At 65.2% G+C, this 25,982-nt stretch carries 23 protein-coding genes; 10 read left to right on the top strand and 13 right to left on the bottom strand.

Annotation, left to right across the window (positions count from 1 at the left end):
• Positions 1–60: 60 nt before the first annotated feature.
• Entirely contained in the window at positions 61–606 is a 546-nt protein-coding gene (locus ABV518_RS06335; RefSeq protein WP_367765996.1) for a CGNR zinc finger domain-containing protein, read from the top strand.
• Positions 607–733: 127 nt separating this feature from the next.
• Here ABV518_RS06335 and ABV518_RS06330 read toward each other — a convergent pair whose 3' ends face one another.
• From ABV518_RS06330 to ABV518_RS06320, 3 genes are all read right to left on the bottom strand, one after another.
• Positions 734–1,129, bottom strand: coding sequence for a hypothetical protein (locus tag ABV518_RS06330; RefSeq protein WP_367765994.1), 396 nt, complete (start codon positions 1,127–1,129; stop codon positions 734–736).
• 107 nt (positions 1,130–1,236) lie between these two features.
• Positions 1,237–1,827 (bottom strand): hypothetical protein, encoded by a 591-nt coding sequence (locus tag ABV518_RS06325; RefSeq protein ID WP_367765993.1) that lies wholly within the window; start codon positions 1,825–1,827, stop codon positions 1,237–1,239.
• Positions 1,828–1,852: 25 nt separating this feature from the next.
• Positions 1,853–3,205, bottom strand: coding sequence for an MATE family efflux transporter (locus tag ABV518_RS06320; RefSeq protein ID WP_367765991.1), 1,353 nt, complete (start codon positions 3,203–3,205; stop codon positions 1,853–1,855).
• Positions 3,206–3,424: 219 nt separating this feature from the next.
• Here ABV518_RS06320 and ABV518_RS06315 point away from each other — a divergent pair, with 219 nt between their 5' ends.
• Positions 3,425–3,859: a DoxX family protein gene (locus tag ABV518_RS06315; protein WP_367765990.1), complete on the top strand. Its 435-nt coding sequence runs from the start codon at positions 3,425–3,427 to the stop codon at positions 3,857–3,859.
• 90 nt (positions 3,860–3,949) lie between these two features.
• On the opposite strand, the gene aztD is transcribed toward ABV518_RS06315, so the two are convergent.
• Positions 3,950–5,281 (bottom strand): zinc metallochaperone AztD, encoded by a 1,332-nt coding sequence (gene aztD / locus ABV518_RS06310; protein ID WP_367765987.1) that lies wholly within the window; start codon positions 5,279–5,281, stop codon positions 3,950–3,952.
• A gap of 356 nt (positions 5,282–5,637) precedes the next feature.
• Between aztD and ABV518_RS06305 the strand changes: the two genes are divergently transcribed.
• Together ABV518_RS06305 and ABV518_RS06300 are read left to right on the top strand one after the other, a co-directional pair.
• Positions 5,638–10,041, top strand: coding sequence for an SGNH/GDSL hydrolase family protein (locus ABV518_RS06305; protein ID WP_367765986.1), 4,404 nt, complete (start codon positions 5,638–5,640; stop codon positions 10,039–10,041).
• A 131-nt stretch (positions 10,042–10,172) separates the two neighbouring features.
• On the top strand, positions 10,173–11,141 hold the full coding sequence (locus ABV518_RS06300) for an acyl-CoA thioesterase (RefSeq protein ID WP_367765985.1): 969 nt from the start codon (positions 10,173–10,175) through the stop codon (positions 11,139–11,141).
• Between the two features lie 29 nt (positions 11,142–11,170).
• Here the strand turns inward: ABV518_RS06300 and dnaB are convergent, their stop codons facing one another.
• Positions 11,171–12,553: a replicative DNA helicase gene (dnaB, locus tag ABV518_RS06295; protein WP_131131993.1), complete on the bottom strand. Its 1,383-nt coding sequence runs from the start codon at positions 12,551–12,553 to the stop codon at positions 11,171–11,173.
• A 689-nt stretch (positions 12,554–13,242) separates the two neighbouring features.
• Here dnaB and ABV518_RS06290 point away from each other — a divergent pair.
• A complete protein-coding gene (locus ABV518_RS06290) occupies positions 13,243–13,698 on the top strand; it encodes a hypothetical protein (protein ID WP_367765984.1) in 456 nt (151 codons plus the stop codon).
• A 2-nt stretch (positions 13,699–13,700) separates the two neighbouring features.
• Positions 13,701–14,276 (top strand): hypothetical protein, encoded by a 576-nt coding sequence (locus tag ABV518_RS06285; protein ID WP_367765983.1) that lies wholly within the window; start codon positions 13,701–13,703, stop codon positions 14,274–14,276.
• Between the two features lie 33 nt (positions 14,277–14,309).
• On the opposite strand, the gene ABV518_RS06280 is transcribed toward ABV518_RS06285, so the two are convergent.
• The 3 genes from ABV518_RS06280 to ABV518_RS06270 form a co-directional block, all read right to left on the bottom strand.
• Positions 14,310–14,657 carry a zf-TFIIB domain-containing protein gene (locus tag ABV518_RS06280; protein ID WP_367765981.1) on the bottom strand — a complete coding sequence of 116 codons (348 nt, stop codon included), beginning with the start codon at positions 14,655–14,657 and terminating at the stop codon, positions 14,310–14,312.
• A gap of 90 nt (positions 14,658–14,747) precedes the next feature.
• Entirely contained in the window at positions 14,748–15,374 is a 627-nt protein-coding gene (locus tag ABV518_RS06275; RefSeq protein WP_367765980.1) for an FMN reductase, read from the bottom strand.
• Positions 15,375–15,463: 89 nt separating this feature from the next.
• The gene (locus ABV518_RS06270; protein ID WP_367765979.1) at positions 15,464–16,321 is read right to left on the bottom strand and encodes a PhzF family phenazine biosynthesis protein; all 858 of its coding nucleotides are present in this window, start codon (positions 16,319–16,321) and stop codon (positions 15,464–15,466) included.
• Between the two features lie 66 nt (positions 16,322–16,387).
• Between ABV518_RS06270 and ABV518_RS06265 the strand changes: the two genes are divergently transcribed.
• Entirely contained in the window at positions 16,388–16,810 is a 423-nt protein-coding gene (locus tag ABV518_RS06265; RefSeq protein WP_367765978.1) for a DUF1801 domain-containing protein, read from the top strand.
• A gap of 107 nt (positions 16,811–16,917) precedes the next feature.
• Here the strand turns inward: ABV518_RS06265 and rplI are convergent, their stop codons facing one another.
• From rplI to rpsF, 4 genes are all read right to left on the bottom strand, one after another.
• Positions 16,918–17,370, bottom strand: a complete 453-nt coding sequence (rplI, locus tag ABV518_RS06260; protein WP_131131999.1) for a 50S ribosomal protein L9 — start codon at positions 17,368–17,370, stop codon at positions 16,918–16,920.
• A 17-nt stretch (positions 17,371–17,387) separates the two neighbouring features.
• On the bottom strand, positions 17,388–17,627 hold the full coding sequence (gene rpsR / locus ABV518_RS06255; RefSeq protein ID WP_003800144.1) for a 30S ribosomal protein S18: 240 nt from the start codon (positions 17,625–17,627) through the stop codon (positions 17,388–17,390).
• A gap of 130 nt (positions 17,628–17,757) precedes the next feature.
• Positions 17,758–18,336, bottom strand: a complete 579-nt coding sequence (locus tag ABV518_RS06250; protein WP_131132000.1) for a single-stranded DNA-binding protein — start codon at positions 18,334–18,336, stop codon at positions 17,758–17,760.
• Positions 18,337–18,409: 73 nt separating this feature from the next.
• Positions 18,410–18,715 (bottom strand): 30S ribosomal protein S6, encoded by a 306-nt coding sequence (gene rpsF, locus ABV518_RS06245; RefSeq protein WP_050683795.1) that lies wholly within the window; start codon positions 18,713–18,715, stop codon positions 18,410–18,412.
• 271 nt (positions 18,716–18,986) lie between these two features.
• Between rpsF and ABV518_RS06240 the strand changes: the two genes are divergently transcribed.
• On the top strand, positions 18,987–19,646 hold the full coding sequence (locus ABV518_RS06240; RefSeq protein ID WP_367765977.1) for a DUF1345 domain-containing protein: 660 nt from the start codon (positions 18,987–18,989) through the stop codon (positions 19,644–19,646).
• Positions 19,647–19,658: 12 nt separating this feature from the next.
• Here ABV518_RS06240 and ABV518_RS06235 read toward each other — a convergent pair whose 3' ends face one another.
• Positions 19,659–21,074, bottom strand: a complete 1,416-nt coding sequence (locus ABV518_RS06235; RefSeq protein WP_367765976.1) for an amino acid permease — start codon at positions 21,072–21,074, stop codon at positions 19,659–19,661.
• A 477-nt stretch (positions 21,075–21,551) separates the two neighbouring features.
• Between ABV518_RS06235 and ABV518_RS06230 the strand changes: the two genes are divergently transcribed.
• Both ABV518_RS06230 and ABV518_RS06225 read left to right on the top strand, forming a co-directional pair.
• Positions 21,552–24,239 (top strand): AAA family ATPase, encoded by a 2,688-nt coding sequence (locus ABV518_RS06230; RefSeq protein WP_367765975.1) that lies wholly within the window; start codon positions 21,552–21,554, stop codon positions 24,237–24,239.
• 156 nt (positions 24,240–24,395) lie between these two features.
• A complete protein-coding gene (locus tag ABV518_RS06225; protein ID WP_367765974.1) occupies positions 24,396–25,979 on the top strand; it encodes a sugar transferase in 1,584 nt (527 codons plus the stop codon).
• Positions 25,980–25,982 lie beyond the last annotated feature (3 nt).

Below are 25,982 nucleotides of genomic sequence, written 5' to 3'. Positions count from 1 at the left end.
TGTCAGGAGTAAAGTGGGGTAATGGTCATGACATTACGCCCGGCCCTGTAAGGAGTCAAGATGGTCTTTGCCCCTGACACTGAGGTGGCGCTGCGCACCGTGGTGCATCTGATCAACAGCGCCGCCAACGGCACGGAAACTCTGGGTACCGTGGCAGACCTGGACCGTTTCCTTGAAGCCGAAGGCTTCAGCGGGTCACGGGCGCGCGACGCAGCGGAACTGGCCAGCGTCCATAAACTGCGCAGTGAACTCGCCGGCGTGTGGACCTCGGATGAGGATTCAGCCGTGGAATCCGTGAACCGCCTGCTGCGCGATGCCAGCGCACTGCCGCAGCTGATGAAGCACGACCAGTGGGACTGGCACCTGCATGCGACCACCCGCGAGGCGCCGCTGGCGGACAGGATGGGAACCGAGGCGGCCATGGCCCTGGTGGACGTGATCCGGAGCAAGGAGATGGACCGCATGCTGGTGTGCGAAGGCGATGACTGTGATGCGGTGGTCCTGGACCTCACCCGCAACCGTTCGAAGCGGTACTGCGACACCGGCAACTGCGCCAACAGGGCACATGTCGCGGCCTACCGGGCCCGCCAGGCAAAGGCCAGCTAGGGCGGCTAGGCCTGCTGGCCGCTAGAAGACGGGCCGGGCCGGGACCGTCGGGGTGCAGGATCGGTTGCTCCGTAAGCGCCCTTTTGAACCCTCATGAGGGCCGTCCCGGAGCAATCGATGGAGGGGCTTAGCGCCCGGATGGCCCGTCGGCGTCGGGGGTGCCAGGCTCAGAAGTGCCGGGCCGGGAACCATCCTGGCCCTCGCGGCCGGACTGCGGAGACGTGCCGCCGAATCCATGGGAGGGCTTGCGGGCCGAACTCAGGTTCACACCTGAACCCTTGCCAAGGTGCTCGGCGTTGTCCTTGTAGCTCATCGAGAGCATGGCGGCGATGACCAGCGTGACAATGAACGCGATTCCGGCGCCGGTGAAGGCCAAATCGAAGCGCGGGGCGCGTGCGCTGCCGCCGGAAGCGAAAATGAGGACTGCAAAAAAGGCGATGACGGCCCAGAACGCGGAGAACATCAGCGGCCCCTTCACCGAGGTCCGCATCTTGCGCGGTTTTCCTGGTTGCTGGTCTGCCAAGGTGGTTCCTCCCCTGCAGGCACGGCGCGGAGGCGTGCCCGGTTCGAATGGTGCGTTGGGTCTGTACGGCGAAACTTCTACGCTGGGTAGAACCGTATGCTTCTAGTTTACGGCTTCACGACGGCGGCCCGGGCATCGTGCCGCAGGGTCAGCGCGGACAGCACCCAGAGCACGCCGGCAATGATGGCGCCGCCGCCGGCGACGCCCAGCAGGGCGTGGGCCCCGAGGCTGATGAAAAAGGGGATCGCCGCGGCCGTTCCGATGCCGATGACGCCGGAGGCCAGCCAGTCCCTGGCCAGCACGTGGCCGCGGCGATTCCGGAGTCCGCAGAGCAGTTCGATCAGGCCTGCAAGGCCCAGGCCCAGCGATGCGATGATGCCGAAGAGCAGGTCGCCGTGGAGCAGCAGCAGTGCCACGCCGGTTCCCGCAAGGATCAAGCCTGCGGCTGAAAACAGCTTTCCGGGCCCGTCTTCGCGCCGGAAGCCTGCCTTGGGGACACCCCAGAGCACGAGGATGCCGGTGGCCAGCAGGTAGATTCCGCCGGCCCACGCCATGACCTCCACCGACGGTGCAGCCCAGAAGATCGTCACGGCCCCGAACACCAGGGCAGCAATGGCACGCAGCAGCACGGGTTTCCACAGGTCCTTCTGGGGGGCGGTACCGTGGGCGGCTTCAGCTGGTGTCAATGGGCGGGTCACCGGTCCAGTTTAGTGGGCCCGGGTGCTACGTCGAACCGAGCACCATCCATCGGTCAGACCTGGCCCGCACCCCGAGGGTCACGGCGCGTGCTGCCATGTACCCCAAGGCGAAGGCCGCCCACAGCCACCCCAGCCCCGGCACGCCGGAGGCGCCCGAGCCGGCGACGGCCAGGAGCAGCGGAACGTACACCGCAAGGTTGGCGACGCCGGCAATTGCCAGGTACTTCGCATCGCCGGCGCCGATCAGCACCCCGTCGAGGACGAACACGTAGCCCGCGATCGGCTGCCCTGCGGCGAGCACCCACAGCGCGACGGTCAGCGCGGAGTGGACGCCGGCGTCGGACGTGAACAGCACCCCCGCCCAGGGCGCGGCCACTGCGAGGAGGACCCCGGTAACGACGCCAAAGCCAATGCCCCACCTGATCATGATGGTGGTGAGAAGCCGCGCCTTGGCGGGGTTGGAGGCCCCCAGTTCCTTGCCGATGAGGGCCTGCGCGGCGATGGCCAGGGCATCCAGGGCGAATGCGAGGAACGAGAAAATGGTCATGGCGAGCTGGTGCGCTGCAAGGTTGACGGGACCCTGGGCCGTCACCACCAGAACCGTGGCCAGAATGGCGATGCGCAGGCTGAGCGTGCGCAGCATCAGCCACGATCCGATCCGCGTCATGGCCCGGATGCCCCGCCAGTCGGGGAGCAGGCTGACGCCGTGCCGGGACGCGTTGCGCTGGACCATCACGAGGTAGACGGCGGCCATGGCCCATTGCGCGATGCTGGTGCCAACAGCAGATCCGGTGACCGACCAGCCAAGGCCGTAAACGAGCCAGAGGTTCAGGACGATATTCAGGGCGAACCCGGCCGTCGCGACCACCAGCGGCGTGCGGGTGTCCTGGAGCCCGCGGAGGACACCCGTGCCGGCGAAAATGAGCAACATGGCTACAAGTCCCGGCATCGACCAGCGGAGGTAATCGGCAGCAAAGACCCGGACAGCGCCATCCGCGCCCATGAGCCCCACCAGCGGATCGGCCGCAATGAAGCCTGCAGCAGCCAGGAGGACGCCCAGCAGCAGCGCCAGCCACACGCCATCACGCCCGGCGGCCAGCGCCTTGCCCAGCTGGCCGTCGCCGAGTGCCCGCGCCACGGCGGGTGTGGTGGAGTACGCGAGGAACACCATCAGGCCAACAGCGGTGTGCAGCACGGCGGACGCAAGGCCCACTCCCGCCAGCTGGGCCACCCCCAGATGGCCCACGATGGCGGAATCCGCCAGCAGGAACAGCGGTTCAGCAATCAGGGCGCCAAACGCGGGGACGGCGAGCCGCAGGATTTCCCGGGAGTGGCCCGCGGTTGTTTTTGCGGCAGCAGGGGCGGATTGGTGTGGCACGGTTGCCAGCCTATCGGGGTGCCCGGACATAGTGCCCGCTGTCAGGGGCGCGGATCGCGAAAGGGCTCCGTCCGGCCATGATAAACAACACACACGGACACAATTTGTTGACACTTCAACTATAGGTTTGGAAGACTCGGGACTTCAAGCTTCAACGCTGCGATCCGGCCCGCTTGTACGCAAACAGCCCCGACCGACATCCGAAACGGTGAAACTCTTATGAACCAGACCCCGCTTACCACCACCGCAGTCACTATCCTGCGCGTCATCCTCGGCTTCCTCTTCGCCGCCCATGGCTGGCAGAAGTTCAACGAATGGACCATCGCCGGCACCCAGGCCGCCTTCGCGAAGATGGGTGTTCCCGCCGCCGAAATCGCCGCTCCGACGGTGGCCATCCTCGAACTGGCCGGCGGAGTTGCCCTCATTCTGGGCATTCTGACCCGGATCGTCGCACTCCTCCTGGCCCTTGACATGCTGGGCGCCCTGTTCCTGGTGCACGCCTCCGCCGGCGTGTTCGCGGCAACCGGCGGCTACGAACTGGTGCTGCTCCTGGCAGCAGCCGCCTTGGCCGTAGCCCTCACGGGCGCCGGCCGCATCTCCGTGGACCGCGCCCTCTTTGGCCGAGCGAACTCCAAGCTGGCCATGCTGGCCTAATCAGTTCACACAGCAGCGAACGACGGCGGCGGGGCACCCAGGTGCCCCGCCGCCGTCGTTTTTTGTTGTCTTCCCGCGTCAACAGGACGGTCAGCCAGTGACGCCTGTCAGTTCGTTGGGGACAAGGTCAAGGTCGGCGCTCCTGGCCACCTTGCAGGATTTCAGGTCCACTGCGTGGATCCTGGAGCCCGCCGGCTCTGTCACGTAAGCCGTGGAGCCCTGGACGAACAGGGTGGGCCGCGGCTCCTGCCACTCCATGGGCTCTTCCCACGCGGGAACCACGGGAATGGAGCCGGTCTTGTTCCCCGTCAGCGGATCGATCACATGCAGCGCCCCGTCGGTGCCCAGAACCAGCGCCTCCCCTGCCGGTCCGCGACCCAGGGAGCGGAAGGAGTAGCTGGCCCCTAGCTCCACCAGCTGCAGCTGGCCGGTCTCCGTGTTGACGAGCGAGATGCGGGTGGGCCGTTCCAGGTCAGCATCCTTGTCCACTTTGTAGTCGCCAAGGATCACGGGCGAGGCGTCGCTTCCGGCCTGATTGCCCATCCGGCCGTAGGGATCGGGGCTGGCAACCTTGGTGATGGCGCCATCCTTGTAGACCAGCATGCCGTCTTCGCAACCCACCACCACGGTCTCCTCACCGGCAACCGCTTCGCCGTGGACACCCGGGCATTCCTCGTTGCGGAGCAGCTCCCGCCGTTCCCCACCAGGCCCGTCCGGCGCACTCAGGAGGGCCAGGCCCGTGCGGCGGGCCTCGTTGCCCAGGGTGACGAGAAGCCTGCCGTCCGCCAGTTCGACAGCGACGCCGTGATGGGCTTCCGGCGTGGTGTACGCAGCAGTCGCGGGGAGGCCGGTCTTGAGTGCGTCAGTCAACGTGGCAGGGTCGAAGACCTCCACTTTGCCGGACCCGTCGCTGAACAGCACCGTCTTGCCTGCGTGGCGGACCACATGCCCGGACTTACTGGCGCTGAAAGCCCGGTCCGTCAGCTGCGGCGCTGCGGCATACGAGTGGCCGTGATCGCCGTGCGCCTCGGTCCACACGCCGGCGTCGAAGACGCGGAACGAGTCGCCGGTGGCCACGAGGACGTGGCGGCCGTCCCCGGCCGGGCTGAGGCGGTTGAATCCCTCCAGGGGCGTTTCCCCCACCGCTTTGAGCGTCTTCGCGTCAAGGACCGTAATGCCGGAGTCGTGCGTCATGACCAGCCGGGGGGCGGGCGCCTGGCTTTCCTTCGCCTGCCCTGACGTGGCTGTGCCAGCTGAGTCAGCGCCGTTGCTCGACGACGGCCCGGCGCCTTCGCCGGGAGCGGCCCCGCACGCCGTGAGGAGAAGTGCCGAAACCGCGAGAACTGCCGGGAGCGCGGGCCGATAAAGGCGCAGCGGCCTGGAGTTTAGATGAGTAATTATCATGTCGCTAACGATAGTCATTATCAATAGTGATGCAAGTTGAATGACGTCGACTGCGTCACGGCGAAACCTCCACCAGAGGTCAGTGTCCACCAGAACAACACACTCGATATCAAAAACTCCCAGAAAACAATCAGGAAATGCTTGACCTCTACAACGTTGCACTGGTAAACCTGTGAGCGATCACATGGGCGGTCCGCATCGCCGCCCGGATCGTAGCACCGAGGCGTCAACCTTCCGTTCCGGCTCCTGCCGCCAGTCCGCTGGCCGGCCCAACCCAGGCAAAGCAGCATCCGCAGAGTTTCCGTTCGCATTGAAACGATCCAAGGTCCGACACAGTGGTTGGACCCCGCCACAGCCCATCAAAGGAGATGTTTGTGAACCATCCCCCTCAAGACAGCAGCCCATTCGGCAAGGACAGTCCTCCGCGCCGCAGCAGCAAAAGGCGCCTGTCCACGGGCACCAAAGCCGTTACGGCGGCCGTCGCCTCCGCGGCCATTGCCTTCACCGGCCTGCCGGCCGTCGAGGCCGACGCGTCCCTGCCGCCCGTGGGCAGCGGATTCCGCTTCGACTTCGGCCCCGGCAGCACCGAAGCCGGCTACACCCATGTTGACGCCGGCACTGCGTACTCCGCCGCCGGCAAGTTCGGCTTTACGGACACGGCCGTGACATCCGGGGTGGACCGGGGCACCGGCGACGCCCTCCGCGCCGACTTTGTCCAGGCACAGGGCAGCAGCTTCCTGGTGGACCTGCCCAACGGCGACTACACCGTCAAACTCATCGCCGGAGATGCCGCCGAAGCAACCAATATCGCCATCACGGCGGAGAAGATGGCCAAGGTCCAGCTCACGGACAAGGCGGCCGGCCAGTACCTGGAGATGGAATTTCCCATCTCCCTGGTGGACGGGCAGCTGAACCTGGACTTCTCGGGGACGGCGGCCAAGATCAACTCACTCGTGATTGCCGCCCGCGCACCGCGGACTGCCACCACGGACCCCGGCGTCTACCTTGCCGGGGACTCCACCGTCCAGACCTACGACGCCGGCTTTGTTCCCCAGGCAGGCTGGGGCCAGATGATCGACCGCTTCTTCGATGACAAGGTGGCCTTCAGGAACCACGCCATCGGCGGCCGCAGCTCCAAGAACTTCATCAGCCAGGGACGGCTCGACGAGATCCTGCGGGTCATCAACCCCGGCGACTACCTCATGGTGCAGTTCGGCCACAACGATGCCACCATCGGCGTCGATGACCGCTACGCGTCCCCGGCGGACTACAAGGAATACCTTCGGACCTACGTCAACGGTGCCCGTCAGCGCGGCGCCACCCCTGTGCTGGTCACCCCGGTGGGACGGCGCGACTACGACGAGGCCACCGGAAAATTCAACGTCAGCTTCCCCGAGTACGTAGCCAAGATGCAGGAACTGGCCACCGAGGAGAATGTGGCCCTGGTGGACCTGTCCGCCCTGAGCCGCGCCTATTATGACGCCATCGGCCCGGAGGACACCAAGTCCGTGTTCCTGCACGTCAACGCCGGCGTGTACCCGAACCGGCCCACCGGCACCGTGGACAACACGCACTTCCAGGAATACGGCGCCATCCAGATCGCCCGCCTGATCGCGGGCAGCGTGAAGCAGCTCAGCCTTCCGCTGGCCGCACACGTTGAGGAGATCGCGCCGCCGTCGGCCGTTCCCGCGAAGCCGCAGGGCCTGGTGGCCGGCAGTGTGTCCAACGCCGGTGCGCTTCTCAAGTGGCAGCCCGTTGACGGTGCGGACATCTACAAGGTCTACCGGAAACTCGCGTCCGAACCGGAGAGCTCCTGGACGCTGGCCACGACGGCTACCGTACCCACCGCCAACCTCACCGGGCTGGCCGAAGGAACTGCCTACAACGTGCGCATCGCCGCCATGAACGGCAAGGGCCTGTCCGAACCCAGCGACACCCTGAACGTGACCACCAAGGAAGCCAAATACCGCTTCGATTTCGGCCCGGTGGGAGCCCCGCTCGAGGCCGGATACACCGAGGTCAACCGGACCATGGCCTACACTCCGCAGCGCGGCTTCGGGTTCAAGGACATCACCGTCCTCAGCGACCGCGACCGCGGCGCCGTAACCACCAACCTGCTGCGCGACTTTGTCCTGAGCGGTTCCAGCTTCGAATTCCAGCTCGACGTCCCGAACGGCACCTACGCCCTGAAGACGTACCACAGTGACTGGATCGGCTCCACCCGAACCGACGTCGCCGCCGAAGGCACGCCCTACGGCCAGGTCGCCTCCAGCAAGGCCTCATCCGCTACCAAGATCATCAACCAGGTCCTAGTGTCCGACGGCCAGCTGAACCTCACCATCAGCGGCTCGGGCCAGCGGCTTAACGGCCTCGAGGTCACCCCACTGCTGGTGGGTCCCACCAACCTGCACACCACAGCCGTGGATGCCGGCGCTGAACCGCCGGCTGTTGACCTCGCCTGGGATGCCGTGGGAGACGCAGCCAGCTACAAGGTGTTCCGCCAGGCCTCTTTCGAGACCGGGCCCCAACTGATCGCCGAGAACGTCACGTCCGCTTCCTACCGAGACAGCACGGCCTTCGCCGGCCTGAAGTACAAGTATTTCGTCACGGCCGTGGATAACACGGGCCTGGAGTCCGTTCCGTCCAACACCTACGAGGTTGCCTTGGTGGATCCGGGTACGGCGGTCCCCGCGGCAACCGCAAAGCTGGACGTCAAGGCAGTCGAGAAGAACAGCGTCTCACTCAAGTGGCAGAAGGTCTCCGGGGCGGCCGCCTACCAGGTTTACCGGTCAACGTCCCCTGATGGGCCGTTCGAGTACGCCGGGCGGGCCACCGAGGTGAACTTCACGGACTTCTCAGTCCTGACCACCATCAAGTTCTACTACCGCGTGACCACCGTGAACAAAGGTGGCGAATCCGCGCCCTCGGCAGTCATCGGAACCGAAAAGGTCACCGTGGTGAACCGGCAGCTGGAGAACCTGGACCGCGCGCCCGTTGCGCTCCTGACCGGCCAGGGTGTCCGCGTGGGCTGGCGAATGCTGGGCCTGGATACTGAGCAGATCGGCTTCCACATCATCCGCGACGGCGCCCAGCTCACCGAGGAGCCAATCCGGAACAGCACCACGTTCCTCGACCCAACAGGCACCGCCGCGTCCCGGTATGTGGTCAAGGCCGTAGGCAACGGCGGGGACCAGCTCACCGCCGAGTTCACGCCGCTCGCGCAGGACTACCTGGCGGTCAAGCTGGACAAGCCTGCCGACGATTACACAAAGGACGGCCAGCCGTACACGTACTCCGCGGGTGACTCCAGTGTTGCCGACGTCGACGGCGACGGCACGTACGAGATCATCCAGATGTGGTCCCCTTCCAACTCCAAGGACAACTCGCAGGCGGGCTACACCGGCACCGTCTACGTGGACGCCTACAGGATGGACGGCACCAAGCTCTGGCGGATCAACATGGGACCGAACATCCGCGCCGGCGCGCACTACACGCAGCTGCTTGCCTACGACTTCGACGGCGACGGCAAGGCCGAAGTCGCGATGAAGACGGCGGACGGCACCCGCGACGCCGCTGGCACCGTGATCGGAAACCCCACTGCGGACTACCGCAACAGCAGCGGCTACGTGCTGACCGGGCCGGAGTTCCTCTCAGTGTTCCACGGAGCCACCGGCACCATCATGGACACCGTGGCCTACGAACCTCCCCGCGGCGACGTGGCAGCCTGGGGCGACGCCTACGGCAACCGCGTGGACCGGTTCCTGGGCGCCGTCGCCTACCTCGACGGCGAACACCCCTCCATGATGTTCAGCCGCGGCTACTACACCCGGACCGTCCTGGCCACCTACGACCTCGTAGGCGGCAAGATCGTCAAACGCTGGATCTTCGATTCAGACATCGCAGGAACCCAGTACCGCAGCCAAGGCAACCACAACCTGTCTGTGGCGGACGTTGACGCCGACGGCAAGGACGAGTTCGTCTTCGGTTCCATGACCATCGACGACAACGGCAAGCCGCTCTACAGCACCGGCCTTGGCCACGGTGACGCCATCCACACGTCCGACCTGGACCCCTCCCGGCCTGGACTCGAAACCTTCGCGGCCCACGAAGACATGGGTTCCAGCGGCAACAGGGGCGCCACGTTCCGTGACTCCCGGACCGGCGAAGTCCTCTGGAGCATCCCGGCCACCAAGGACACCGGCCGCGCGGCCGCCGGCGACATCGATCCCCGGTACGCCGGGGCTGAAGGCTGGGCTGTGGGCGGCGACGCCGCGTGGAACTCCCCCGTCGGTGAGCTGCGCTCATCCAAGGGTGAACTGATCGCCAACAACATCCCGGCGGCCAACTTCCTGGCCTGGTGGGACGGTGACCTGCTCCGGGAGATCGTTGACCACGACTGGGACGCCACCACCAGCAAGGGAACGCCCACCATCTCCAAGTGGAGCTGGGAAACCGAATCCAGCGACCGGCTCCTGACAGCCGCCGGCGCGAAGTCCAACAACAGCACCAAGGGAACCCCGGCCATCCAGGCCGATCTCCTCGGTGACTGGCGTGAGGAACTCGCCTGGCCGTCGTCGGACAGCACCGAACTGCGGATCTACACCACAACAGCCGGTACCGACGTCCGTCTCCGGACGCTGATGCACGATCCGGTGTACCGGCAGTCCGTTGCACGCGAGAACATCGCCTACAACCAGCCGCCGCACCCCAGCTTCTACATCGGAGTCGGCATGGAACTGCCCGCGCAGCCGGACATCATCTATACCGGCGCGAAGTAAGCACGGGCCGTAAGGCCTGACCAATAACAGGACTGCCCCGTCCGCCGAACATGGCGGGCGGGGCAGTTCCTGTTGCGGCTATGTGTCAGCCCCAACCCCCGGGTAACCGGCCGCGTCAGTAAGATCGCAGCATGACTGAGACCGCAGCCAACTCCGTAACCCTCCGTTTCCTGGCAGCCCCCATGGATGTGGGCCACAGCGGATCCGTGGACGCCGGGACCGTCCTGGAGTGGGTGGACAAGGCCGCGTATGCGGCCGCCGTCGGCTGGGCCAAGTCGTACTGCGTCACCGCCTATGTGGGCAACATCCACTTCGCTGACCCGGTCAACAGCGGCGACATGGTGGAGGTTGAGGCCACGATCGTGTACACGGGACGGTCCTCCATGCACATCCGCACGGTTGTCTCGTCAGGGGATCCCAAGGGCGGCCCGGCCACCATGCGCAGCCAGTGCATGGTGATCTTTGTGGCTGTGGGCGAGGACGGCAAGCCCATCCCCGTCAAACAGTTTGAGCCGGTCACGGCCGCGGAGATCGAACAGCGCGACCATGCCCTGGCCAGGGTCAAGGTCCGTGAACAGATCGTCGAGGCCATGAACGCCCAGGAATATACCGACGCCGGAACGGCCGAACGCGTCACGCTGCGGTTCATGGCGGCCCCCACGGATGTGAACTGGGGCGGCAAGGTCCACGGCGGGATTGTCATGAAGTGGATCGACGAAGCCGCCTATCTCTGCGCATCCCGGTATTCCGGGAAAGACACCGTCGCAGTGTTCTCGGGCGGCGTCCGCTTCTACCGTCCGCTGCTGATCGGACACGTGGTGGAAGTGGAGGCGCGGCTGGTCTACACGGGGACCAAAGGCATGCACATTGCCGTACACGTCCGCTCCGGGGATCCCAAGGGCAAGGAACTGAACCTCACCACCTACTGCCTCACCGTGATGGTGGCGCGCGACGCCGAAGGCACGTCAGTGCCCATCCCCCGCTGGGTGCCGGTCTCGGAGGAGGACAAGCGGCTGCACGCGCACGCACGCGAGCTGCTGGAAATCCGGGGCACGGCCCCCGGGAACCGGCTGCCCAACCACCTGCTGGCGCACGGCTAAACCAAGTTGCGCCCTGCGGTGACCGGACCCTAGAAGCCGCCGCCGCCGGCGTCGGCTGCCATGTTGGCGAACCGCGAGTAGTGGCCCTGGAAAGCCACCACGATGTCCTTGGTGGGGCCGTTACGGTGCTTGGCGATCAGGATGTCCGCCTCGCCGGCGCGCGGTGACTCTTTGTCGTAGACGTCCTCGCGGTGCAGCAGGATCACCATGTCAGCATCCTGCTCGATGGAGCCGGATTCACGAAGGTCCGAGACCATGGGCCGCTTGTCCTGGCGCTGCTCGGAACCACGGTTCAGCTGTGACAGCGCAATCACCGGGACCTGGAGTTCCTTGGCGAGCAGCTTGAGCGCACGCGAGAATTCCGAGACTTCCTGCTGGCGGGATTCCACTTTCTTTCCGGAGCTCATGAGCTGGAGGTAGTCCAGGATCACGAGCTTGAGGTCGTGCTGCTGCTTCAGGCGCCGGCACTTGGCCCGGATTTCCATCAGCGACATGTTGGGGCTGTCGTCGATGAACAGGGGGGCATCGTTCATCCGGCCCATGGTGGTGGCGATCTTGGACCATTGCTCGTCCTTGATGGTGCCCTTGCGGAGGTCCTGCAGCCCGATGGTGGCCTCGGCGGAGAGCAGGCGCATGGCGATCTCGTTCCGGCCCATTTCGAGCGAGAACATCACGGTGGCCAGGTTGTTCTTGATGGCCGCCGAACGGGCGAAGTCCAGCGCGAACGTGGACTTACCAACAGCCGGGCGGGCAGCGATGACGATCATCTGGCCGGGGTGCAGGCCGTGGGTGAGTTCGTCCAGTTCGTAGAACCCGGTGGGCACACCGGTCATGCCTTCGCCGCGGTGGCCGGAGGCCTCGATCTCGTCCACCGTGGATTCCATGACGTCCTTCAGGACGACGTAGTCCTCGGCGGTGCGGCGCTCGGCCACAGCGTAAACCTCGGCCTGGGCCTGGTTGACGAGGTCTTCCACTTCGCCGTCGGAGCCGTAACCCAGCTGGACGATCTTGGTTCCGGCATTGACCAGGCGCCGCAGCACGGCGCGTTCGGCCACGATTTCGGCGTAGTAGCCGGCGTTGGCTGCCGTGGGCACGGTCTGGATGAGTTCGTGCAGGTAGGCGGGTCCGCCGATCCTGTTGATCTCGGCACGTTTGGTCAGTTCATCTGAGACGGTGACCGCGTCCGCAGGCTCGCCGCGGCCATAGAGGTCAATGATGGCCTCGTAGATGGTTTCATGGGCGGGGCGGTAGAAGTCCTGGCCACGGAGGATCTCCACGACGTCGGCGATGGCGTCCTTGGAGAGCATCATGCCGCCCAGGACGGACTGTTCAGCCGGGATGTCCTGGGGAGGCTTCCGGCTGCTTTCGGATCCGCGGGTGCCCTCGATCGGGTCCAGGTGCGTTACTGACAAAGCTGCCGTCCTCCATTGTGTGCCGCAGCGGAACGAGAAGGTTCCGCCGTGGTTAAGCTGTTCTTCCTGTGGGGTGCGGGCGTCTTGGGACATCCGCACCACACCCAACAGGTCAGGTCTACCGGAGGGCACCGACAATTACTGGCCGGCCGCCCTGTCGGGCCCATGGGCTTTGTGCACAAAGAGTTATCCCCAATATCCACAGGTTATCCACAGAAGTGTCCGCCGCGGCGGGATCCAGGATCCGCCGTGGTGGTCCGCGTACTCCGCCGCAGCGTTTTCGCCCCCCAAAAAACAGGTATTCCGCTACGCTAGCCCTCCTTTCCCAAAGGGCAAAGCCCACTATTCCCACGGCCTGTGGAAAACCTGTGCACTAAGCGGCATAGCTTGTGCACAGCCTGTGGGTGACCCTGTGGAAACAAAAAAAGTTTCACCCTAAATACGCGTCTGACCTGCGGAAACTCCGATTGGAGCGTGTGGAGGAAATATTCTTTTGCCAAACCTTCATCCACAGCTTGCAGGCCGGGGCTGTTGATTGCGGACCGAATTTCGGCCCCAATCGTGGCCGGATATCCCTGGACCGTGATCAATTCCACAGCATCGGCGCCGAATTGACGCCACACTCGGCGGACTGTATGCGGGTCGCGGAATATGCTGTGGATAACAGCGATCTGGCATAAGCTCTATACATGGGCGAAATACTGATGGTGCTGTTGCCTGCGCTGGTTTTGGTGGCGGTAATCTGGGGTCTTTCAACAGCCCTCAGCCCCCGCGATTCCGGAATTTCCGACGCCGAAAAATACCAGCAGGACCTCGCGATGCGCTCGGCCGAACACTATGCCAACCAGGTCCGGGTCGCCACCGCCGCCCGCGCCAGGCTTGACGCCAATACACGCCCCAGCCAGAACGAGGCGCAGCAGACCCAGCAGGCGGACAACGCACGGGCCGCACTTCACGCACAGGCAGGCGGCATGGCCGGCCAGCATGGCTACACGGCTCTTCCGGGCGGGCAGCTCAACCCCCAGTTCACCCTGCAGTTGCAGTCCATGGCCCGCGGCGGGCAGAAGCTCCAGGCCATTAAACTCCTCCGCCAGGCGACGCACTTTGACCTGGCCACGGCCAAGAAGTACATAGATCGGCTTTAGAAATGGAATCGCTTGTGATCCCCGCCTTCATCCTTGTTGTTGTGGCTGCCGGTGTTGCCCTGGGCGCCCGCGCCATCAGCAGGCGCCTGAAGGCTTCCGCAGCGGCCGGCGCCACCGCCCCCGCCAGCGACCCCGTGGAGTTGGCCCGGGCGGCCGCCGCGAAGCTCACCGAGGACCAGCACCGCCGGCTCTACGCCCTCATCGCCCAGGGCCAGGCCATGGCGGCCATCAAGCTCTACTACGAGGCTACAGACGCCGGCCTGAGGGCCGCTCGGGATGCCGTGGGCGCGCTGGCAGCCCACCCGCAGCCTTACCGGACTCCCGCCTCCGCGGAGGCGGCACAGGAGTCCGACGACGACGACACTCCCCAGCGCTTTCCCTACCGGTACCGGGCCATCGCCAGCAAGGGTGACGTGACCCGGGAAGTCAGCAGCAACATGCTCAACGACGAAATTTACGGGCGGATCCGCACGCTGGCACGCAGCGGCGACACCGAAGGCGCCGCCACGGCCCTCACCCGGCACTCGGACATCACCCTCAAGCAGGCCCGAGAGTTCATCGCCCTCCTGGACGACTAGGGAAAAGCGGGCCAGCAGGGAACATCGGCCCGGCTAGAAGTCGAAGAGATCCCCCAGCCAGCCTTCCTTTTTCTTATGCCCGCGGCGGTCATAGTCACGGTCATGGCCCTGCTTGCCATACTTGCGGTCGTCATAGCGCGGTTGCTCGTAGCGGGGCTGGTCGCGCCGTGGTTCAAAGTTCGGGTACAGCGGAGGCGGCGTCGGGCCGGGAGCAGGGGCTGCCGGCCGGACAGGCGCAGCGGCTCCTCCGCCCATTGCCCCGTTGGCGCGGTCGATGATCTTGTCGAGCTCACCGCGGTCGAGCCATACGCCGCGGCACTGGGGGCAGTAGTCAATCTCCACACCGCTGCGTTCGCTCATGATCAGGTCAATGGAATCCACAGGACACTTCATGTCCCGGTCAACGATCGGAAGGCCCGGATAGTTCGGCAGCTTTGTCCGGCCGCCGGATCTCCCGGTGCGGGGCCTGCGTCATCGGCCGCCGGAGATGCTGGCCAGGAGCTGCGCAAACGGCAGGGACTCCAGGGCCGCCGGCTTGCGGCCGGGCTGCTCCCCTGTCAGGAGTCCGACGAACTCAGCCGCCGCACGGTCGATCCGGGACGAAAGGGGCGAGCCGCCGTCGTCCGTGTTTCCCCAGTCCTGGGGGCCGGCAAACACTCCGGTCGCCGCCGTCCGGGTGCGCAGGTAGCTGAACAGCGGACGCATGGCGTAGTCCAGGACCATCTGGTGGCGGTCGGTACCGCCGGTGGCCCCGAGCAGGACGGCCTTGCCGTCCAGGGACTTAGGGTCCAGGACGTCAATGAAGGATTTGAAGAGGCCGCTGTACGACGCGCTGAACACGGGACTGACGGCGATGATGCCGTCGGATGCCTCGACGCCCGCAATGACCTCCGCCAGGCGCGGGGCCGCGTAGCCGGTGACGAAGTTGTTCGCGATGTCCACGGCGAGGTCACGGAGCTCGACGACGTCCAGCTTCACTTCATAACCGGCGTCCGCGAGCCTGCGTTCTGCCGCCGCGGCAAGCTGGTCTGCGAGCAGCCTGCTCGACGACGGCACTCCGAGGCCGGCGGACAATACGGTGATGCGGCGGGTTTCCACTGTGGACTCCTGATGTTCGGTTCCGACTACTTTACATGTATTTGCATGTACCTACGTAACCGGTGGCTATCCGCGTTTATTCCACAGCCTTACAGGACCACCGTCCCGCTGATGCACGTGACGGAGCTGCCGCCCACCCAAATGTCGTTGTCCATGGCGTCCACATGGACCTTCCCTGCCCGGCCCAGCATGGTGCCCTGGGCGGCAGTGTACGACACCGGCGCCCGTCCACTGCCGATCAGCCACTGCGCCACGCCTGCGTTGAAGCTGCCGGTGACCGGGTCCTCGGCGGCTGCGTCTCCGGGGATGAATGTCCGCACCTCGAAGTCGGCGCCTCCCGCTGCGGCATGCGGCCCGATCACGCCCACCTTCAGGCCCTGCATGGCGGCATAGTCCGGCTTGATGTCCAGGACCTGTTCGGCGGAGTCCAGCAGCACGCCGATCCAGTCGGGTCCGTTGACCAGCCACGTGGCATCCAGGAGAGCCTGGCGGGGCAGCCGGAGGCCTGAAGCGATCCTTGCCATGTCCGGCTCGTCCACGGGCCCGGAGCGCGTCAGCGGCGGCGCTGCGAAAGCCAGCCGTCCGGCGTCGATACGCACCGGGACCAGTCCCGCACCGCACTCCTGGATGAGTACCCCCTCCGCCTTGGGAAGGCCGCCGGCCTCCAGCCATGCGTGCGCGGATCCAAGCGTGGGATGCCCGGCGAAGGGGAACTCCTCGTGGGCGGTGAAGATCCGGACCCGGTAATCCGCCTCGGGGTGGGTGGGCGGCAGCAGGAACGCGGTTTCGGACAGGTTGGTCCAGTTGGCGAACTGCTGCATCTGATCTGTGGTGAGACCGTCGGCGTCGACCACCACCGCGAGCGGGTTGCCCCGGTAGTGCTCGGCGGTGAACACGTCCACCTGGGCGAAGGGGCGGCGGCGAATGGGGGCTGGCTTCTGGCTCACCGCTGCAGGTTACCACTGCGGAGCGGCCCCGCTGACAAGTCCCCCGCGCTCTGCCAGACTTCCAGCATGGCTGAAAACAAGACACAGGCAACCGATGCGTCCGTGAACGATTTCCTGGCGGCAGTGGAGCATCCGGGGCGCCGTGCGGATGGCTTCGAGTTGTTGGAGATGATGCGTGGCATCACTGGCCAGGAAGCCGTCATGTGGGGTCCCACCATCGTGGGATTCGGCAGCTACCACTACAAGTACAACAGCGGGCGGGAGGGCGACGCAGCCGCCGTCGGATTCTCACCGCGCAAGGCCAACCTGGTGCTGTACGGCCTCACAGACGGACCCGACGCCGACCGGCTGCTTCCCGAACTCGGCAAGCACCGGACCAGCACAGCATGCCTCTACGTCAACAAACTGGACGACGTGGACCGGGGCGTCCTAGCCGAACTGATCCGGGCGGGATACCGGCACGTCACGACGGAGCCCCACAGCCCCTGACCAGCGCGCAGCACTGCCGTGAAGTGCCACCTCGGCGGGAACAGAAAACCCCCGCTGCCGGGGCAACGGGGGTTTTCGTGCAGTTCAGGACTGCGCAGCCGGAAAGACTACTTGCCTGCTACTACGTCGAGTTCGATCACAGCGGCAACGTCGTCGTGCAGACGGACGTTGGCCTGGTAGGAACCAACCGACTTGATGTGTGCCGGCAGTTCAACCTTGCGCTTGTCGATTTTGCCAAGGCCAGCGGCCTCAACAGCGTCGGCAACGTCGGCCTGCTTGACGGTGCCGAACAGGCGTCCGGTCTCGCCAGCCTTGACAACGAGCTTGACCGGCTTGGCGGACAGTGCAGCGGCCTGCTTCTGCGCATCTTCCAGGGAAGCGTGCGCGCGGGCGGCGCGGGCAGCCTTGATGGACTCAACCTGCTTCTCGCCACCCTTCGACCAGGTCAGGGCGAAGTTGCGGGGCAGCAGGAAGTTACGTGCGTAACCGTCCTTGACCTCGACAACGTCGCCAGCAGCACCGAGACCGGTTACTTCGTGGGTCAGAATGAGCTTTGCCATGTTAGTTAATCCCTTCCTTAGCCGCGGCCAGCGCCGGAGTAAGGCAGCAGGGCAACTTCGCGGGCGTTCTTGATTGCCTGTGCGATCTTGCGCTGTTCCTGCACCGTGACGCCAGTGACGCGACGGGCGCGGATCTTTCCGCGGTCGGAGATGAACTTGCGCAGCAATGCTACGTCCTTGTAGTCGATGACGGTGATGTCAGCGGCCTTCAAGGGGTTGGACTTTGGTTTGGGCTTACGGAGTTCAGCCTTAGCCATCGTGGAGCTCCTATTCTATGGAGCCCGTGGATATTGATCCACGGGATGGTGGTGGTCCGACGGCGGCAGTCGCTTCGGGTGCCGTAAGGCACCCAGGGCGGCCCCGGCGTCGGGCCTTAATTTTTGGTGTTTAGAAGGGAGGTTCGGAATCCGGGCCGTTGCCCCAGCCGCCTGCATTGGAGACACCGGGCGTTGCCCAGGGGTCTTCCTGTGCAGCCTGCTGGTTGCCGCCACCGAAACCGCCACCGGAGTTGCCGCCCTGGTTTCCACCAGAGTTGCCGCCTCCGAATCCACCGCCGCTGTTGCCGCCGCCGAAGCCACCCTGGCCACCCTGACCGCCGGAGCGCTGGGTGCGGTTGACCTTGGCATTGGCGTAGCGCAGGCTCGGGCCGATTTCGTCGACCTCGAGCTCAATGACGGTGCGCTTTTCGCCTTCTTTGGTTTCGTAGGAACGGCTCTTCAGCCGGCCGGAAACGATCACGCGCATGCCCTTGGTGAGGGACTCGGCGACGTTCTCGGCTGCTTCACGCCAGACTGCAGCGCGGAGGAACAGGGTTTCCCCGTCCTTCCACTCGTTGGACTGACGATCAAAGGTGCGTGGGGTGGAAGCGATGGTGAAGTTCGCTACTGCCGAACCTGACGGTGTGAACCGCAATTCCGGGTCATTGGTGAGATTACCGATGACCGTAATGGTGGTCTCGCCTGCCATCTACTGCCTCCTTGTTCGATCCTGGATGAAGAATTCGATCCTGCGGGGTGAAGAATGAAAATCGGTGCTGAAATTACTCAGCAACAACCTTCTGCTCTTCGGGGCGGGTGATCTTGGTGCGCATGATGGTCTCGTTAAGAGACAGCTGGCGGTCAAGTTCCTTGGCGGTGTCCGGCTTGGCGGTGAAGTTCACCACGGCGTAGATACCTTCGGACTTCTTCTTGATGTCGTAGGCCAGTCGGCGACGGCCCCAGATGTCAACCTTTTCGATGGTTCCACCATCGTTGGTGATGACATTCAGGAACTTCTGAAGCGACGGCTCAACGGTACGCTCTTCGACCTCGGGGTCGATGATTACCATCAATTCGTAAGGACGCATATGTGAACCCACCTCCTTTGGGCTAAGCGGTTACGGCATTTCCGTAACAGGAGGTTCATTTGCGATGCCATGCACATGCCCGGCCACCGGAACGGAGGCAGGGCGCAGCACAGACTTCAATATCTTAGTGCATTTGGACCGGATAGGCGATTCGCGCTTGACTCAAGGCTAAGCGCCTGGATTCCTCTGCGGAAGCGGTGCTGCGGGTATGTGGAAAACCGCGCCGTTGCGGGCGGGGTTGGCTTCGGCAGGCGCGGCTAGAGTACAGATCATGGATGCCGCGCCCCTCAACGCCCCACCGATCCGGCGCAGCCGGCTCCGGTTCGGGGCCATGGTGGTGGCTGGAATTGCCGCTGCACTGGCTACCGGCGCCGCGGGGTTCTGGGTGCAGGCGCCGGCCGCCGGGTGGGCGACGGCGGCCCTGGTCTACGTCGGCTGGGTGTGGCTGGTGATCGGCCGCATGGATCCCGCCCAGACCAAGGCCCACGCCGTCGCGGAGGACCCGTCCCGGCCAACCACCGACCTACTGATCCTGGCGGCGAATATCGCCTCGCTGGCGGCAGTCGCCGTCGTGGTGGTCGATTCGCACCAGGGCGGCGGCGGCACGCAGCTTGGCGGGGCCGCACTGGTCCTTGCCAGCGTGGCCCTGTCCTGGATGCTGGTGCAGACGCTTTTCACCCTCCGATACGCAGAGCATTTCTACGGCGGGGAGAGCGACGGCGGCGTCAGCTTCAACCAGGACGAGCCGCCGCAATACACGGACTTCGCCTACCTGGCCACCAGCATCGGGATGACCTACCAGGTGTCGGACACCAACCTGGAGAACCCGCGCATCCGGCGCGAGGCACTCAAGCACAGCCTGCTGTCCTACCTGTTCGGCACAGTCATCCTGGCCGCCACGATCAACCTGGTGCTCGGCCTGGCGGCCTAAGCGCCGCGGACCTTACGACGCCGGGCCGGCACCGACGGCGGCGTCCTCGTCCTGCGGAGCCTCAACAGCGGGTCCCGCCGGGCCGCCCTTGCGGTAGCGCCAGACTCCGATGCCCACCACAACGGCGGCCAGTGCCAGCGACAGGATCAGGGACTCCCGGGTGGACTCCAGGATCACCATGCCGATCAGCAGTGCCACGATGCTGGCGATTGATACCCAGGTCAGGTAGGGGAAAAGCCACATCTTCAGGGCGAGGTCCTTGGCGGCCGCCCCCATGCGCTTGCGCAGGATCAGCTGGGAAGACGCGATGACCAGCCAGACAAACAGGGCGATCGCGCCTGACGTGTTCACGAGGAACAGGAAGACGGTGTCCGGGGCGACATAGTTCAGCCCGACCGTCACGAAGCCGACCACCGTTGAGGCCAGGACTGCCGCCGCGGGAACGCCGCGCTTGGAAATCCGGGTCCAGGCCTTCGGTGCGTCGCCGCGCTTGGACAGTGAGAAGAGCATGCGGCTGGCGGTGTAGAGACCGGAGTTCAGGCAGGACAGGACGGAGGTGAGCACCACGATGTCCATGATGGTTCCGGCCCCGGGGATGCCGAACAGTTCAATCACGGCGACGTACGGGCTCTTGGCCACGTTGGCGTCATTCCACGGCAGCAGGGTGACAACAATGGCGATGGAACCGATGTAGAAGACCAGGATGCGCCACACCGTGGACTTCACGGCCTTCTTGACCGCATCAACAGGGTTCTCGGACTCACCGGCGGCGATGGTGGCGATCTCCGCGCCGAAGAAGGAGAAAACAACCACCAGGATGCCCGCGAGGACGGCACCCGGCCCGTTGGGAAGGAATCCGCCGTTCTCGACGAGGTTGCTCAGGCCAGGCGCCGGGACACCCGGGACGAGGCCCAGGATGGCCGCTGCGCCAAAGAGCAGGAACAGCACAATGGCGGCCACCTTGATGGAGGCGAACCAGAATTCGAACTCGCCGTAGGACTTCACGGAGCCAAGGTTGGTCAGCGTCAGCAGGACCATCAGGATCAGCGCCCAGACCCACTGGTCAATGCCGGGAACCCAGCGGTGCATGATCGCTGCCCCGGCCGTGGCCTCGATCCCCAGCACGATGATCCAGAACCAGGCGTACAGCCAACCGATGCTGAAGCCGGCCCACCGGCCGAGCGCCTTGTCCGCATAGGTGGAAAAGGATCCCGTTTCGGGGTTGGCTGCTGCCATCTCACCGAGCATCCGCATCACCAGGATCACCACGATTCCGGCGGCCATGTAGGCCAGGAGGATGCCCGGGCCGGCTTGCTGGATCGCGGCGCCTGACCCCACAAAGAGGCCTGCCCCGATCACGCCGGCAATGGCGATCATGGAGAGGTGCCGCGGTTTGAGCGACTTGGAGAGTTGCTGGTCAGCGTGCATGGGTGCGCCGTCCTCGGTGTTGGTGCGGAAATTGTTTGGCTGCCTTGCGGCGCCACAGGGATGGGCCTTGAGCACTTTTCGGGTGTTGGCCCGTGCGGTGGATCACACGTTTTCTCCACCCTAAGACGCGGCTGGCCCATCACCTGCTGTGCATTGGCACAGAAGGCGGGAGCCGAAATCAGATGTTTTCACAGGAGCGGACACTATTGCGAATCATCCGCCGCCCGACAGGCAACTTTGAAATGCCCTCGAAACCTGAGTAGCGGATGCCAAAACCTGAGTACACGGGGGCCTAAATTTCTCTGGTGCCGGAACCGGATCGCGGCTATATTGGCATCCAACGGCTGGGTACCGTGCTGGACGTAATGATGCGGCCAGGAAGTTGGCCCGCACAGTCATGTCAATGACTGGACGGGCTTCGTCATTAACTGAGGTACAAAGCAATATCGGTCTCCTTCTTCGATGGATGGGGACCTCATGTCGTTAATAGGCCGAAGCAAGGAGCTGGACCGGATCCTTTCCGTGATCCGGGGGCCGAAGGAATCCGCCCTGACCGTTGTAGGGCGGCGTGGTGTGGGTAAGTCCGCTCTGCTGTCCGAGATTCCGCGGCTTTCCGACTACCGGACTGTTTTCCTGCGGGCCAGTGCCTCCGAATCAGACTGGCCGCTCTCCGGCCTCACGGCTCTGCTGAACGGAATCGACGATCCCGTCCTCAACCGGTTCGCAGACGAGCTGCTCCGCGACTCAACCGGTGCCATGGATGTCCCCACCGTATCCACTATGCTCCTGAACGGGCTTCACCAGCGGTCATCGTCGCGCACCGTGATCGTCATCGATGATGCAGACCAGCTGGATCCCAGCAGCCAGGCGGTCATCGGATTCCTCGCCAGACGCCTGTCCGGGACAGACATGGCGCTCTTCACCAGCGTCCGTGACGAATCGCCGGAGAGCCCGTTCGGCAGCCTCCCGGCCCTTCACCTGAAGGCACTGAACTACAACGACGCCGTCCGGATGCTGGAGTCGATTCCGGCCCGCCAGACCGCGACGGCGGCGATCCACGCGGTAGCGGCGGCAACCCAAGGCAACCCGCTTGCCGCCGTCGAGCTCTACACCTGCCTGCTGGAACGACAGGCCGAAGGGAAATACGCGCTCCCCATCCCGCTGCCCTGCAAGGGAAGCTTCGAATCCGAATTCGCCGCAACAGTGGGCGGCCTGACCCCGGCCGCGCGGCAGGTCCTTGACCTGATGTCGCTGTCCTGCCGGAGCGACATCGCCACGCTGGAAAAGGTCTACGACGAGCTGTGGGCAGGGGTGGACGAGCTCCTGGCCAGCGGCATGGTCAGCCGGTCCGGCCCACACCTGCGCATCCAGGACCAGCTGCTGCGCGGCTACGTTTTTGCCAGCATGACTCCGGCCGTCCGGACCGCCAACCACCGCGCCCTGGCAGAAGCGGCCGGTGACACCGATCCGTACGCACGCCGCTGGCACCAGAGTTTTACCGCGCTGGAGCGCCAGACCCCGTTTGGCCTCCTGCGGTTTGCCGTGGACCTGATCCGGAGCGGGGAAGTCGCTTTCGCGGTGGAGTACATAGAACGCGCACTCACGATCAATCCGTGGGAAGCCGAGACCGCCGCACGGCTCACTACCGTCGCTGAGCTGCTGTTCAACAGGGGCGAATTCGTCTACGCCAAGCGGTACCTGGACTGGGCGCAGCGGGTAACGCGCAACCCGGCCCTCATCCTGCGCCTGACGGGCCTTGCGTTCGAAATCCAGTTCATCCAGGGTGCAGCGGTGCGGTCAAGCATGGTGCTTCGGCTGGTGAAGGAGTTCGGCCAGCACGATCCTGCCTACGCCGCCATCCTGTTGGCCGTCGGTTCGCTCTACTACGCGGAGCGGTGGGAACTGGAAGATGCGATCAGCCTGGTGCGCCACGCTGAGCAGTTCCAGGACGCGGCCTCCAAGGACTGCCTCGCCGTCGCGGACCGCGCCAAGCTCCTGATCGAGGCGATCAGCGGGAACGCTGAGCATCTGGGCCGCAAGCATGACGCCGCCGGAACCGTGGCCACACTCTTGGTGCAGGGGCGCGCGCTGAGCTACGCAGAGCACCACGAACTGGCCCAGGAAGCGTTCGCGATGGTGCGGAATTCCGTTGAGGCGTCCAACATCAACTGGCGGGAAACCGCAGCCTACCTCGCCGCGGACAACGAGATCAGGGCCGGGAATGTCCGGACGGCCATCCGGCTGATCGAGGACCTAGAACTCAACGAACCCGAAACCAAATACCACCGCGGAATGCGGCACATCTTCCGGGTGTGGCGGGCCCACTCCCTGGGCGATGAGGCCTTGGCACGGCTGTACGTGTCGGAGGCCCACCACTTCTCCGGCGCGGAAAGCCACCCGGCCATCACGGCCCAGTTGGCCGCCTGCCAGGGCCACTTCGCGCTGATGCGCGGCAACCTGGCCGAGTCCTTCGCGCAGCTGTCCCGCGCCGCGGAAATCGGCATGGCCTTTGGAAATCCCACGCTGCTGCGCTGCGAGGCTGACCTGGTGGAAGTCCTTGTCCGGCTGGGACGGCACCGCGAAGCCACCCAGGCCCTCTACCGCCTGGAAAGCCGTTCTGTGGGGCTCAGGTCCCCCTGGCTGCTCAGTGCCGTGGCACGGAGCCGGGCCATGCTCGCCGACGGCGAGCAGTCCCTGCAGCTGTTCAGCCACGCGCTTGAGAGCCGGAATGCCCACGACTCACTGCTGGAACGCGCCAGGACGCTGCTGTGCTACGCGGAGCGGCTGGGCGCCTTCGGCCGGCTGCGGGATGCCAGGGATGGACTCCTGCGGGCCAAGGTGATGTTTGACGAGGCCGGCGCCGACGCCTGGACCCAGCACGTGGATTCCCTCTTGCTGGATGAACGCGTTGAACCCGCCCGGGCACCAGGCAACCCCGCCATGCTCATGCTCGCCGACCACGAACGCGCCCTCGCGCAGATGGTGGCCCGAGGCATGCGCAACAAGGAAATCGCCGCCACGCTCTACGTCTCCGTCCGGACTGTGGAAGTGCGCCTCACAGCGATCTACCGCAAGCTGGGCGTCGAGTCCCGCGCGCAGCTGACCGCCCTCGCCGCCGGCAAGGACGCCGCGGCCCGGGAACCCTACGTCCTGCCTGTCGTTTAGGGACGAAACCCTCCTCTTTGCAGGTACCCGCAGTATCCACACTGTTGCCTTCCCGGTACCACAAAGCCCCCGATATTCCCCCTATAACCCGCCGCTTCAGGGCTAATTTTGCTTCACGGTCAGAGCAAAAAGCGGACACACCGGGAAGGGGTCATCATGGCGGAAGTTCCAGTAGCCCGAACCCGGCGTGCAACGTTTGGCTGGCCCGTTGCGCCCGTTGCTGCACAGCGGACCGCAACAGCGCCGTTGGCGGCAGCAGAAGCCGCAGGAACCCGGCTTCTGCTGCCGCCGGCTGCCGTTAGTGCAACGCCGGGCCGGAAGGCGGCGGCAGCGTGGATTTCCACGCACATCAATCTTCTCCGCGTCACTGATTCGCTCATGGTGGCAGGAGCCGTTTTGGTTGGCTACCTGTTCTCCAGCGTTGGGTTCACTCCCGGGGTTGAAAGCGACAAGGGCGGCGTCCTCACTGCCGCCACGGTAATGCTGCTCTGGCTCATGGCGCTGGAGATCTACCGGACTCGTGACTCCAAGGTCCTGGGGGTTGGCGCGGACGAGTACAAGCGGGTCGCCTCCGCGACGCTTCGGATCTTCGGCCTGATGGCCATCACTGCCGTGGTGTTTTCGGTCCATGGCGGGACGGCCTTCGTCACCGTGTCGCTTCCGTTGGGGCTGGTGGCCCTGTCCGGTAACCGCTGGGCCTTCCGGCGCCGGCTGACGCGGGAAAAGGCCTACGGACGCCACCTTTCGAGGGCGATCGTGGTGGGAGAACCCGAGGAGGTCCGGTACGTGGTCCAACAGGTGGCCAGGAAGTCCGGTCCTGTGTACAAGATCCTGGGAGTCTGCCTTCCCGGCGCCCGGCGCGGGGCGAGCCTGCAGGTGGACGGCCAGCTGGTACCGGTACTTTCCTCCACTGACGACATCGCCCGGACGGCACGGCTGTCCGACGCCGACGCCGTCATTGTGGCTGGGCCCCTGCCCGGCGGCAACCGGTTCATCCGTGAGCTTGGCTGGAAGCTGGAGGAATGCGCCGCCGAAATGGTCCTCGCCGCCACGCTCACCAACGTTGCGGGCCCCCGGATCCACTGGCGCCCCGTGGAAGGCCTCCCCCTGATGCACGTCGACATTCCCCAGTACTCGGGAGCGAAACATGCGCTGAAGAGGGTCATGGATGCGGCGATGGCGCTGGCTGCCCTCCTTGCGCTGTCGCCGCTGCTCCTGGTCCTTGCCGTGATCGTGCGGCTGGACAGTCCAGGGCCGGTGCTTTTCCGGCAGGACCGGGTGGGCAAGGACGGCACCGCGTTCGGGATGTTGAAGTTCCGGTCCATGGTGGTGGACGCCGAAGCCCGGCTGGCGGCACTGAACCAGCAGAACGAAGGCGCGGGAGTGCTGTTCAAGCTCCGCGACGATCCACGCGTCACGCGGTGCGGGCGCTGGATGCGGAAGTACTCCCTCGATGAACTGCCGCAGCTCTGGAACGTTCTGCTGGGCAACATGAGCATGGTGGGGCCGCGCCCTCCGCTGGACCGGGAAGTCAGCGGCTACGAACGCCACACCCACCGCCGACTGCTCATCAAGCCGGGAATCACCGGCCTCTGGCAAATCAATGGCCGCTCGGACCTTTCCTGGGATGAGGCAGTGCGGCTGGACCTGTACTACGTCGAGAACTGGTCCATCGCCGGGGACCTCCTGATCCTGTGGCGGACCTTCCGGGCAGTCATCAAGCCCTCCGGCGCCTACTAACCA

The sequence above is a fragment of the Arthrobacter sp. HS15c genome, from assembly GCF_040812005.1.
Classification (GTDB): Bacteria; Actinomycetota; Actinomycetes; order Actinomycetales; family Micrococcaceae; genus Arthrobacter.
Note: the sequence above shows the minus strand (reverse complement) of the source record. Positions and strands in the feature narration are given on the sequence as shown.

Bases quoted from the DNA above. Each gene is read 5' to 3' on its own strand.
- ABV518_RS06335 (WP_367765996.1), top strand. From the start codon at position 61: ATGGTCTTTGCCCCTGACACTGAGGTGGCGCTGCGCACCGTGGTGCAT.
- ABV518_RS06315 (WP_367765990.1), top strand. From the start codon at position 3,425: ATGAACCAGACCCCGCTTACCACCACCGCAGTCACTATCCTGCGCGTC.
- aztD (WP_367765987.1), bottom strand. From the start codon at position 5,281: ATGACTATCGTTAGCGACATGATAATTACTCATCTAAACTCCAGGCCG.
- ABV518_RS06300 (WP_367765985.1), top strand. From the start codon at position 10,173: ATGACTGAGACCGCAGCCAACTCCGTAACCCTCCGTTTCCTGGCAGCC.
- ABV518_RS06290 (WP_367765984.1), top strand. From the start codon at position 13,243: ATGGGCGAAATACTGATGGTGCTGTTGCCTGCGCTGGTTTTGGTGGCG.
- ABV518_RS06285 (WP_367765983.1), top strand. From the start codon at position 13,701: ATGGAATCGCTTGTGATCCCCGCCTTCATCCTTGTTGTTGTGGCTGCC.
- ABV518_RS06265 (WP_367765978.1), top strand. From the start codon at position 16,388: ATGGCTGAAAACAAGACACAGGCAACCGATGCGTCCGTGAACGATTTC.
- rplI (WP_131131999.1), bottom strand. From the start codon at position 17,370: ATGGCAAAGCTCATTCTGACCCACGAAGTAACCGGTCTCGGTGCTGCT.
- rpsR (WP_003800144.1), bottom strand. From the start codon at position 17,627: ATGGCTAAGGCTGAACTCCGTAAGCCCAAACCAAAGTCCAACCCCTTG.
- ABV518_RS06250 (WP_131132000.1), bottom strand. From the start codon at position 18,336: ATGGCAGGCGAGACCACCATTACGGTCATCGGTAATCTCACCAATGAC.
- rpsF (WP_050683795.1), bottom strand. From the start codon at position 18,715: ATGCGTCCTTACGAATTGATGGTAATCATCGACCCCGAGGTCGAAGAG.
- ABV518_RS06240 (WP_367765977.1), top strand. From the start codon at position 18,987: ATGGATGCCGCGCCCCTCAACGCCCCACCGATCCGGCGCAGCCGGCTC.
- ABV518_RS06235 (WP_367765976.1), bottom strand. From the start codon at position 21,074: ATGCACGCTGACCAGCAACTCTCCAAGTCGCTCAAACCGCGGCACCTC.
- ABV518_RS06230 (WP_367765975.1), top strand. From the start codon at position 21,552: ATGTCGTTAATAGGCCGAAGCAAGGAGCTGGACCGGATCCTTTCCGTG.
- ABV518_RS06225 (WP_367765974.1), top strand. From the start codon at position 24,396: ATGGCGGAAGTTCCAGTAGCCCGAACCCGGCGTGCAACGTTTGGCTGG.